Source organism: Pseudomonas edaphica, from assembly GCF_005863185.1.
GTDB lineage: Bacteria > Pseudomonadota > Gammaproteobacteria > Pseudomonadales > Pseudomonadaceae > Aquipseudomonas > Aquipseudomonas edaphica.
Genome location: NZ_VBVZ01000181.1, coordinates 1 through 10,388, shown reverse-complemented (window position 1 = coordinate 10,388; position 10,388 = coordinate 1). Strand labels below are relative to the sequence as shown.

The 10,388-nt window shown below is 60.4% G+C and carries 14 protein-coding genes; 5 read left to right on the top strand and 9 right to left on the bottom strand.

Annotation, left to right across the window (positions count from 1 at the left end; translation table 11 throughout):
- Positions 1-48 precede the first annotated feature (48 nt).
- The 6 genes from FEM54_RS14195 to FEM54_RS14170 all read right to left on the bottom strand — a co-directional run bounded on the left by FEM54_RS14195 (position 49) and on the right by FEM54_RS14170 (position 3,356).
- Entirely contained in the window at positions 49-1,008 is a 960-nt protein-coding gene (locus FEM54_RS14195) for a quinone oxidoreductase family protein (RefSeq protein ID WP_138451502.1), read from the bottom strand.
- 30 nt (positions 1,009-1,038) lie between these two features.
- The gene (locus tag FEM54_RS14190) at positions 1,039-1,212 is read right to left on the bottom strand and encodes a DUF1427 family protein (protein WP_017139616.1); all 174 of its coding nucleotides are present in this window, start codon (positions 1,210-1,212) and stop codon (positions 1,039-1,041) included.
- A 103-nt stretch (positions 1,213-1,315) separates the two neighbouring features.
- Positions 1,316-2,080: an AraC family transcriptional regulator gene (locus FEM54_RS14185; protein ID WP_017139617.1), complete on the bottom strand. Its 765-nt coding sequence runs from the start codon at positions 2,078-2,080 to the stop codon at positions 1,316-1,318.
- A gap of 67 nt (positions 2,081-2,147) precedes the next feature.
- Positions 2,148-2,318, bottom strand: coding sequence for a metallothionein (locus FEM54_RS14180; protein ID WP_017139618.1), 171 nt, complete (start codon positions 2,316-2,318; stop codon positions 2,148-2,150).
- Positions 2,319-2,407: 89 nt separating this feature from the next.
- Positions 2,408-2,863, bottom strand: coding sequence for a DMT family transporter (locus FEM54_RS14175; protein ID WP_017139619.1), 456 nt, complete (start codon positions 2,861-2,863; stop codon positions 2,408-2,410).
- 4 nt (positions 2,864-2,867) lie between these two features.
- A complete protein-coding gene (locus tag FEM54_RS14170) occupies positions 2,868-3,356 on the bottom strand; it encodes a DMT family transporter (RefSeq protein ID WP_017139620.1) in 489 nt (162 codons plus the stop codon).
- Between the two features lie 117 nt (positions 3,357-3,473).
- Here FEM54_RS14170 and FEM54_RS14165 point away from each other — a divergent pair, with 117 nt between their 5' ends.
- The 3 genes from FEM54_RS14165 (at position 3,474) to FEM54_RS14155 (ending at position 5,283) form a co-directional block, all read left to right on the top strand.
- Complete coding sequence (locus tag FEM54_RS14165; RefSeq protein ID WP_017139621.1) at positions 3,474-4,406, top strand: LysR family transcriptional regulator; 933 nt, start codon at positions 3,474-3,476, stop codon at positions 4,404-4,406.
- Between the two features lie 143 nt (positions 4,407-4,549).
- Positions 4,550-4,909: a type II toxin-antitoxin system Phd/YefM family antitoxin gene (locus tag FEM54_RS14160; RefSeq protein ID WP_240792747.1), complete on the top strand. Its 360-nt coding sequence runs from the start codon at positions 4,550-4,552 to the stop codon at positions 4,907-4,909.
- Positions 4,906-5,283, top strand: a complete 378-nt coding sequence (locus tag FEM54_RS14155; protein ID WP_099549266.1) for a type II toxin-antitoxin system VapC family toxin — start codon at positions 4,906-4,908, stop codon at positions 5,281-5,283. Before FEM54_RS14160 ends, FEM54_RS14155 begins: the two co-directional genes overlap by 4 nt.
- A gap of 28 nt (positions 5,284-5,311) precedes the next feature.
- On the opposite strand, the gene FEM54_RS14150 is transcribed toward FEM54_RS14155, so the two are convergent.
- From FEM54_RS14150 to FEM54_RS14140, 3 genes are all read right to left on the bottom strand, one after another.
- Positions 5,312-6,631: an Nramp family divalent metal transporter gene (locus FEM54_RS14150; protein ID WP_017139624.1), complete on the bottom strand. Its 1,320-nt coding sequence runs from the start codon at positions 6,629-6,631 to the stop codon at positions 5,312-5,314.
- A 41-nt stretch (positions 6,632-6,672) separates the two neighbouring features.
- Positions 6,673-8,226, bottom strand: a complete 1,554-nt coding sequence (locus FEM54_RS14145) for a DUF726 domain-containing protein (RefSeq protein WP_138451500.1) — start codon at positions 8,224-8,226, stop codon at positions 6,673-6,675.
- An 87-nt stretch (positions 8,227-8,313) separates the two neighbouring features.
- Positions 8,314-9,096 (bottom strand): AraC family transcriptional regulator, encoded by a 783-nt coding sequence (locus tag FEM54_RS14140; RefSeq protein ID WP_138451498.1) that lies wholly within the window; start codon positions 9,094-9,096, stop codon positions 8,314-8,316.
- 99 nt (positions 9,097-9,195) lie between these two features.
- On the opposite strand from FEM54_RS14140, the gene FEM54_RS14135 reads away from it, so the two are divergent.
- Together FEM54_RS14135 and FEM54_RS14130 are read left to right on the top strand one after the other, a co-directional pair.
- Positions 9,196-10,068 carry an EamA family transporter gene (locus tag FEM54_RS14135; RefSeq protein ID WP_138451496.1) on the top strand — a complete coding sequence of 291 codons (873 nt, stop codon included), beginning with the start codon at positions 9,196-9,198 and terminating at the stop codon, positions 10,066-10,068.
- Positions 10,069-10,149: 81 nt separating this feature from the next.
- Positions 10,150-10,388, top strand: a 239-nt coding sequence (locus FEM54_RS14130) for a Rid family hydrolase (RefSeq protein ID WP_240792746.1), incomplete at its 3' end; no start/stop codon positions are given.

Sequence of the window (10,388 nt, the reverse complement as noted above, 5' to 3'; positions counted from 1 at the left end):
GATCCACCGCTATCGCAGGCAAGCCAGCTCCCACACTTTTTAACCGCATTAAGGCAGGAAGATGACCTTGTCCGCGCTGCCTTTGTTGACTTCCTCGTAGCACTGCACCCCATCTGCCAACGCCACCTCACGCAACCCTGTCGGCAACGGCAGCGAACCCTCATCAAAAAACCGCCCAAACTGCTCCAGCATCACCGCACATTGCTCGCAGTTGTAGAGCAATGAATTGATGCCCACCACCGAGCCGCCCTTGCGGTACAACGCCAGCGCCGGCAGCTGCACATGCCCATCAACCGGCGCCGCGATAATCGCGATGCGGCCGAACGGGGCCAAACCGGCGACAGCCGCCGGCAGCCAGAAACCGGTGGTGTCGAAGATCACATCGGCGCCGCCCTTGAACACCGCATTCACCTGCCCGCCCAATGCGTCCGGTTGGCCCAGGGCAATCGCGTCGAAGCCCTGCGCCTGCAACGCCTCGACCTGATCCGCTTTGCGCACCGCCGCCAGCACCTGCGCACCGCGAATTTTCGCCAGCGCCAACGCCGCGCTGCCTACAGCACCATTGGCGCCAATCACCAGCAGCCGGGTGCCTTTGCCGACACCGCTGCGCTCCAGCGCATCCCAGGCGGTGGTGTACGGCACACCGAGGCTGGCAGCCTGGGCAAAGCTTAGATGCGTCGGTTTATGCGCCACGCCTTTCGCCGACACCGTGAGGTACTGCGCGTGGGAGCCGTTGGCAAAAAAACCGAGGTCACGGCCGGTGCCCCACACTGCCTGGCCAACCAGTTGCTGCGGGCCTTCCACCACCACACCGGCAAAGTCCCGGCCGGGAATACGCGGCAACGTCGTGTAGGGAAACCGGCCAAGTACGTTTTTAACGTCGCTGGGGTTCAAACCCGCCGCTTTAACCTGGACCAACACTTCACCGGCAGCCGGCAGCGGCTTGTCGACTTCAACGAAACTGAGGGCGGCGAGGTCGCCGGTGGCGGAAAATTGCAGTGCTTTCATGGCCAATATCCATCGAAGTGAAAAAAGAAATCAGGACAACCAACCGCTGACCAGCTCACGGCCCATGGGCCAGAGCTTCTCGCCGATCAACATCCCCATCAGCCCCACCAGGGCAATGGCAGGCGGCGCGGGTGAGCGAAAGTCCAGGGCACCATAGATCACGCCGACAAACAGGCCGATGGCGAGGGAAATGAGATAGTTCATAGGGGATAGTTCATAGGGTTTACGCCGGGTGGGTTGATGCGCTCAGTGTAGTGAGCCCCCCCCCGAAGCATCGGCCAAGTGCTTCAGGATTTCGGCCAAAGCCTCAACCGACGTATTGCGACGGTGCCACACCCAGTTCACGGCGGAACATGTCGCTGAAGCTGCTCGGCGAATAGCCCAAAGAGCGGGCAATGCCGCTCACCGACTGGCCCTGGATCAGTTCCGCCACCGCCGTGGCTAGCTGCACCTGACGGCGCCATTCGGCAAAGCCCATACCGAGGTTGTTCTGGAACAACCGCGCCAGGGTGCGCACGCTGGCACCCGCCGCTTCGGCATGTTGCTCAAAGGGGATTTCCAGCGAGGGCGCCGCCATCACTGCCTGGCAGGCATTGATCAACCGGCGGTCCGCCCCCAGTGGCATGGCAATGCGGATCTGCGAGCGCCGCGCGCGTTGCAACTCCAACAGCGCCAGACCGACTACGGCGTCGTAATAGGCTGTATCACCGTAATCGCCTTGATCAACCAGCGTGACGATCAGCTCACGCAGCAGCCCGCCGACTTCAATCACCTGCACCTGGCTGTCCAGCGTCGCTGCCAAAGCCGGGCGCAGGTAGATATTGCGCATCTGCAAGTCCGAGACCACGCGAATCCCGTGCTCCACACCCGGTGGCAACCACACGGCGCGCTGCGGCGGTACTACCAGGGCTTCGCGCGGTGTTTCAACCCACATCACCCCGCTCATGGCGTAGAGCAACTGGCCCCAGTCGTGGCTGTGTGGCTCCACATACAAACCACGGGGGTAGGTGCGCGCCAGTGGTTGCACGGGGACGGCATGATCAGTGAGGTCGGGAGGCGCGGCCAGGGCCATGAAGCACACATCAATCAAGGGTGAGCGGCCATGGTAATGACCGCCACCCGATAAGCCGAGCGGATTTTTAGCCGTGGGCAGACTTGGCGCACTCGCAACCGGTCGACGAGGCACACGGTTCGCCATGCGCATGGTGCTCGGCGCAGCCTTGGCAGCAGTAGCCCTTGCCGTCTTTCATCACCGCGTTGGTGCCCAGTACGCATTTGCAGTGTGGGCAGGCACAGGTTTTATCAGCCATGTTCAGACTCCTTTTGCATGGTCGTCCAGGTGCAACGGGCGCTGCACCTTAAGCAGTGACTACCGGCAAGGTTTCAAGGTTCACCGCCGTTAATCGGCCAGTCGGCTGTTGCTGCGGTACATGAACACCAGCGCCACTGCCAACAGCAGCATTGCCACGATACGGCTGCCCGACAGCTCGATGGCCGGGTTGCCCAGCCAGCCGAAGTTATCGATCAGCATGCCCATGCCCAACTGCCCGACGATCACCGCCACCGTGGCCACTGCCGTCCCCACCACGGGCACTGCGCCGACCATGACCATCATGTACACCACGCCAAACAACGCGCCGGTCAACTGCCATTTGGGCACGTCCAGCAAGCTCACGGCCTGTGCGGGTTCGAAGAAGAAAATCAACAACGCCGTGCTGATTGCGCCCACCGCAAAGGTCAATAAACTGCTGCGCAACACGCCGACCGTCTGGCCCAGGCGGCCGTTGATCGCGGCTTGCACACTCAGCACCGCACCGGCGGCAATCACCAGTACCAACAACAGAATCAGATTCATCGCTTTAACCCCGTGCAATCAGAACAAGTGCCGCCACAATCAACGCCAGGGCAATCCAGCGTTCGCCATTGACCCGTTTACGCGCGGTGCCGAACCAGCCGAAATGGTCGATCAGCACGCTCTTGCCGACCTGGCCCGAGAGGATCGCGACCATGGTCATGGCGATGCCGATATGCGGCGTGGCCAAAGTCAGCACCACCACGTACATCGGCCCCAAAAAGCCGCCGATCAACTGCCAGCGCGGCAGGTCGGTGAGTGCCGGGCCTTTTTGCGCGCCGCTGAACAGCAGCAGCAAAAACAGAATCGCCGTACCGACGCCAAAGATGCTCAACGTTGCCCACAAATGCCCGACCTGTACACCCAATGGCCCGAGCAAGCCGGCCTCAACCGACAGGCCCATGCCCGCCAGAATCACCAGCGGCAACAGCAGCAATCGCAAAAGGTTTTTTTTCGGCCTGGCCTGCGCCACGCCTTCGATGGAACTTGCCTGCATACATCACCTGCGCGTCAAGAAACGAAACATGGCGCGCATTATCCGGTGGCCGTCTTGTGCGATAAATGGGAGCATGCAAACAACACCTTTGCGCATTACGCACAGCACGGAGCCACGATGCAGGGTTTGAATGAACTGAGTTTCAAGGCATTGCGCCTGTTTGTAGCCGTGCTGGATCACGGCAGCTTTTCCGAAGTGGCACGTCGCGAAGGGCTGGCGCCCTCCTCCATCTCACGGCAAATCCAATTGATGGAACAGGCGCTCGGCCAGCAATTGCTCTACCGCCATACGCGTGCGGTCAGCCCCACCGAAGCCGGGCGGCTACTGGGGCGTCATGCGCGCCTGATGCTGGAACAGTTGGAGGCCGCCGGCCAGGCCCTGCAAGAGCAGGAAAGCGAACCCAGCGGGCTGGTGCGCATCAACGCGCCGATGGTATTCGGCCAACGCCACCTGTCACCGTGGCTGGGCGAGTTGTGCCGTCGCTACCCCAAGCTACAGTTGGATATCCAGCAAACCGACACCTACGTCGACCCGCTGCAAGACGGCACCGACCTGCTGTTTCGCATCGGCGTGCTGAACGACTCCAGCATGCAGGCGCGCATCTTCGCGCCGCAGCGTTTTCGCCTCGCGGCCAGCCCCGCCTACCTGGCCCGGCATGGCACGCCGCGCCACCCCGAAGAACTGGCCAACCATCAATGCCTGGCCTACAAAGGCATCACCGGCCAGCAGCGCTGGTTCTTCCGCCGCGGCCAGGGCGACTGGACGCCTTACAGCGTCAAAGGCCCGATCACCGGCAACCACGCCGACACCCTCACCCACGCGGCGGAACAAGGCCTTGGGCTGGTGGTGTTTCCGTCCTGGCTGATCGGCGAAGGCTTGCGCGCCGGCACCTTGCAGGCGGTACTCACGGAGTACGACGTGGCCACCACCCTTGAACCGCAACAGATTGCCGCGCTGTGGCCAGGCAGCCGGCGGCTGTCGCTGAAGGTGCGCACGGTGATTGATTATTTTGTGGAGTGTTTTGGAGCGGTGCCGTATTGGGATCGGTGAGGCTCCTCCCTCTCACTGGAAAAGCATTGGAAGGTAAAAATTCCTCGTGGGAAAAGTAGGCTCGTTCTGATTTTTCGGGCCACTATTTCAGACACGGCATATGGCAGGCAGACTTTGGCTCAATCTTTTTTTGGAGAGGTGCCATGGGTTTCGTTTATCAAAAACAATCGCGCTCTGAACGCGCGGCTAAAGCCGGTCGTCATGCCGTCTTTGATAGCTCAGCTGATTTTGGCTATATTTGGCCAAAACATGGAGATCGCCACATGATTACCGTACCGCTGGGTGAAGCAAAAAATAATCTGTCAAAGCTGGTCGATGAGGCTGCTGCTGGCAAAGTGATCACCATCGCCAAGCATGGGCGTGCGATGGCACAGCTCGTCCCCGTCGGAAAGACCAAAGGCCGCCGGATTGGCGCAATGAAAGGCAAGCTCATTATCCCCGTAGACTTTGATGCGCCTTTACCCGATGACCTGCTGGATGCGTTTGAGGTCAACCCTTTATGAGGGTGCTATTGGATACCCATATTCTGCTGTGGACACTGAGTGATGACCCCAGGCTATCCAATAAAGCCAAAAAATTGATTGAAGACGCTGCTGAGATTTACGTCAGCGCTGCAACCTTCTGGGAAATGGCGATCAAGGTAGGCTTGGGAAAGCTCGAGGTGCAGCTGGATGAAATCCGTGAATACTGCCTGGAGAGCGGTTTCACCGAATTGCCGATCACCCCAGAACACGCGATTGCAGTGAAGGATCTTGAGCACCACCATAAAGACCCGTTCGACCGGCTTATCATTGCGGCAGCCATGAGCGAGCCGATGAAACTGCTGACGGCCGATCCGCAGGTTGCCCAGTACACATCCTTGGCAATTCTGGTGTAGACCGCGTTGGAGCGATCACACGTTTAAGTCAAAACAACCACTGCCCAATCAACCACGCATTCGCCCCACTGATCAGCGCAAACAGAAACCACGCCAGTAACCGCGTGGGCAAGCGGTTAACGAAGGGCCCCATCAGTTGCTTGTCGTCAGTCATGCGGATCAGCGGGTACAACGCGAAAGGCAGCTGCAGGCTGAGCACCACCTGGCTCAGAATCAGCAGTTTGCCGATGGCATCGTCGCCCATCAGCCACACCCCCAGGAACGCTGGGATCAGCGCCAGCCCGCGCGTGATCAGGCGCCGCTGCCAGCACGGGATGCGCAGGTTGAGGTAACCCTCCATGATCACTTGCCCGGCGATGGTGCCGGTAAAGGTCGAACTCTGCCCCGAAGCCAACAAGGCGATGCCGAACAGGATGCTGGCGAAGGCGCCTCCCACCAATGGGTCAAGCAGGTGATAGGCGTCCTGGATCTCAACCACTTCGGTGTGGCCGGTCTTGTAAAACGCGGCGGCGGCCAACACCAGGATCGCGGCGTTGACCAGCAACGCCAGGGCCAGGGAGCCGATGGTGTCGATACGCGCCAGCTTGACCGCGTCCTGTTTGCTGGCGAGGTCTTTGCCAATCAGGCGGGTCTGCACAATCGAGGTGTGCAAATAGAGGTTATGCGGCATCACCGTGGCGCCAAGGATACCGATAGCCAAATACAACGGCGCTGCATCGCTGATGGCCGCCAGTGACGGGGTAAAGCCACTGAGTACGTCCGGCCAGTAAGGTTTGATCAGCACCAGTTCGATAAAGAAACACACGCCAATGGTTGCAACCAGCGCCAGCATGATCGCTTCCAGGCGGCGGAAACCGCGGTTTTGCAGGGCCAGGATCAATAGTGTGTCGAACGCGGTGATCACAATACCGGTCGTCAGCGATACGCCGAGCAACAAGTGAAATGCCAAGGCGCAACCGAGGACTTCAGCCAGGTCGGTAGCGATAATGGAGATTTCCGCCAACACCCATTGCGTGCGCGCGGAGCGTTTGCTGTAGCGCTCACGGCACAGTTGCGCGAGGTCTTTGCCGGTGGCGATGCCCAGGCGCGAACACAGGCACTGCACCGCCATCCCGGCCAGGCTGGCCAGCAGCACCACGAATAGCAGGCTGTAGCCGTAACGAGAACCGGCTTCGATGGCGGTAGCCCAATTGCCGGGGTCCATGTAGCCGATGGAGATCAGCAGGCCGGGGCCGGCAAACATCAGCGCCCGTTTGAAAAACGAGGCCTTGGGGTCGACGATAACGGAGCCAGCCACTTCCGGCGGGCAGAACGGGGCAGTGGCGATTTTCGGCAGGCTGAATTTCACGCGGTATCCCAGGCAAACACACAAGTCAGGGCCGCAGCTTATCAGTCCGACGCGACCGTGCGCATCACCGTCTCCCGGGGCAAGTCGAACGCTTCGACGACTTGCACCACCAGGTCCATCTCCTGGTTCAACGCTTCGCGCTCCATGCGCTGGCGAATCACACCAATCACCAAGACCGCCAAGGTGGTGATCGAATAGGCCGGGCCGGAAAACGCTCGCACGCCCGTTACCAGCAACATCGCCGCCGCCAGCGCCTGGCCCACCACCGGAATTGCGGTGGCCGCGCCGCGCCGCAAGATAAACCCGGTGAGCCCCGCCAACGCCGTGCCGCTCAGGGCGGTGGTGGCCGAGCGGCCGATATCGATACGATTGAACAGGCCCTGCTCTTTTTGCGCGGCCGCCTTAAGCTCGGCGTCGAAGGCCTGGCGGTCGGCGCGACTGAGTTTGTCCTTGTACTGCTCGATGAGCTTTTCCGCGACCTGTGCCTCGATATCTGCCAGCACCACGGTTTCAAGCGGCCCATCGAACTTGATGCCCAGCCGCTGTGCGACATCTTCGGCGATCTGGCGATAACTCACGCCATGGCCACGGGCGATGTTCATAAAGCTGTCACCGCCCATGCGTTGCAGCTCGATGGCCAGTTTCAGCGGTTCACGTACATCGGCATCGATCGAGGCACTGCGTTTTTGTGCCATCAACTCAGCCAGAAACTTAAGCTCCTCCGGCCGCGCCTGCACCAGCGCGGGGAACAGTTCCACGTCCTCCTCGGCAAAACGCACTTCGCTGCTGCGCAGGTCAGCGCGGATAAGGCCACGCCGTTCCTGCAGCAGGTCGGTGTACTGCACCACCGTTTTCAACTGCGGCCAGTAGGCGGCGTGGTCGAAGGTGGCCAGGTGCACATTGGTGACCTTGGCCTTGAGTGCGGGGGTGACGTCGATCGCATACCGGCCTATGCAGCGCTCGGTGTCCGGCTTGATGGCAAGCGCCCAGTCCTTGCTGGAGTAGCAGTTGATCACGCGCCCTTTGAGCGGCGCCGACACTTCATCCCAGGGGCTGGACGTACTGATCGCGCCACCCATCAGCAACACATTGTTAAGCGGCAATTGGCGGGCGACCTCGGGGCTGGCCAGCAGACTCTTGACCAGGATACGCGCGCCCAGGGAATGCCCGATCAGGTTGATGCGCCGCACGGGCAGCGCTTCGCCGTGCAGGTAATGGGCAAGCTCAGGCAATAGCGTCTTGGCCACTTCATCGACACGCGCCTCGACACTTTTGTAATGGTCAAGAAAGTAGGCAATCGCACGGCCCACACCCACGGTTGCCGCGCCCAGGCCGCCACCGCCAAGCATTGCGGTAATCACATCTTTAAAGGGAGCAAAAAGGTTTTCCAGAAAGTGACCCGCCGGCCAGAACAGCATCAGGTTGGTCGAGCCTTCGATGCTTGCCAGTTGTTGCGTGAAATTGCCCAGTTGCTGGCGGTTGAAGAACGCCGAATAACCGTGAACATAGAGATTGAGCACATCCCCCTGAGGCTCGCCACACAACAGAAACGTGGGCTTGCGGGTGCGGTGCATTTCATCCCACTGGTGTTGCATGGGCCGGTGACTCCTGATGACGGTGGGCGGCGATAGTAACAAAGCAGGACCGCCTGCAAGGTGAATCCTGACCAGCGTGTGAGCTTTTTAGAACAACGACACGGCCTTGGACTTGGCCAGGTAGCGCGCCGGGGAATCGCCCAGGTGACGGCGGAACAGCGCGGTGAAGGCGCTGGGGCTGCTGAAGCCCAATGCAAATGCGACCTCGGTGATCGAGGCGCCGTGGCTGAGTTGCGCGGTGGCCTCCAGCAGGCAGACTTGCTGGCGCCACGCCACGAAGGTCATGCCGGTGCTTTCCAGGAAGTGACGAGTAAAGGTCCGCCGGCTCATGCTCGACCAACTCGCCATTTGATCGAGGGACACGGTTTGCGCAGGCGCGTCCAGAAAGCGCTGGCAAGCCCTCGCCAAACGCGGTTCAGAGGGCAGCGGCGCACTGAGGGGCAAGGCCGATAGCGTACTGATTTCGTCGATCAGCAGCGTCAATACACAGTGCCGCCGCACCTTGGACGTTGCCGATGAACCCACCGCCAACGCAGCTTCCAAAAGATGCCTGAGCAGCGGCGACACCTCGAAAACCTGGCAGTACCCCTGCAGCCCTGCGCGCTCGGCGGCTTGAGCATCGAGGTAGGTATTGAGCATCACCACATCGCCGCGCATGTGCATTTCATGGGCAATGCCACCGGGCACCCAGACGGCCCGCTGCGGCGGCACCACCCAGTTGCCCAGGTCGGTGAACATTCTTAAGGCACCGGTGGAAGCATAGGCAAACTGGCCGCGCGGGTGCGTATGCCGGGCAAACACACTGCCGCATGGGTATTCACGCAGGGTCACAAGCGCTTCGGGGTCGTTGTCGTCAAAGGTCGGAATCATGGCCCGATCTTGTCAAAGTATGACCTGGCATAGCAAGCGGGCCATACGCCCGAGCTCTAACCTTCACCCCTTTGAAGCAACCGGTTCGAAGGAACGTCCATGCACAAGAAACACCTGGCACTTGCCCTGTTGGTCACGCTGGCCTGGGGGCTGAATTTCCCCATCACCAAACTGGGCCTGCGGGCCATCGACCCTTTTTTACTCACCGGCCTGCGCTTCGCCCTCGCCGCCTTGCCCCTGGTGTTCGTCATCAAGCGCCCCGCCGTGCCATTCGGTTATGTAGCGGCCTATGGCGTGATCTTCGGGCTGGGCATGTGGGGTGTGATCAACTATGGCATCCAGCTTGGGGTGAGCCCGGGGATTGCCTCATTGCTCATCCAGCTCAGCGTGTTTTTCACCCTGGGTTGGGGCTGCGTGCTATTCAAGGAGAAAATTCGCGGCGCGCAGTGGGCCGGGGCCTTTCTCGCGTTGATCGGACTAACCGGGATCATCGCCAACCAGCAAGGCGAACACGCTGCGCTCGGCGTGCTGATGATCGTGTTCAGCGCACTGGCGTGGAGCATCGGCAACGTCATCATCAAGACGTCGGGGGTTAAAGAAATCTTTTCGTTCATGGTCTGGGCCAGCCTGTTTCCGCCAATCCCGCTGTTCCTGATGGCCTGGTGGGTGCACGGCGACGGTGCGTTCGTAAGCCTCCCCGCCAACCTCGACCTCACCGCCGTGTGGTCGCTGCTGTTTCAGGTTTACCTGGCCACGCACTTTGCTTACTGGGGCTGGAACACGTTGCTCAAGGCGTACCCCGTGTCCACGGTAGCGCCGCTGTCGCTATTGATCCCGGTGTTCGGGATTGCCAGTTCGATGTTGATACTGGGCGAGCGTGTTTCCACAGCCAATCTGGTCTTTATCGCAGTGATTATCAGCGGCTTGGCAGTCGGGCTTTATCGCAAACCGATTGTGCATACCAGTAGATAGTCATGGCAGGAACTCGGGATATTGTTCGCGCATTCGCTCTATTAGCATTCGTCGGGTCGTGTATTCAACCGAGGAAATACCATGAGCATGCCCGAATTTTTTGTCACCCCAGGCTATGGCGATACCATGCGCGAACACCTGCACTATTCCCAAGCAGTGAAAATCGGTAACCGCGTAGAAACGTCAGGCCAGGGCGGCTGGGACGATGAGTTCCAGATCCCCGCCGACCTCAGTGAAGAAATCGCCCAGGCGTTTCACAACCTGGACCGGACCCTGGCCACCGCCGGCGCGGGTTGGGAGCATGTGATTCACATAAACTC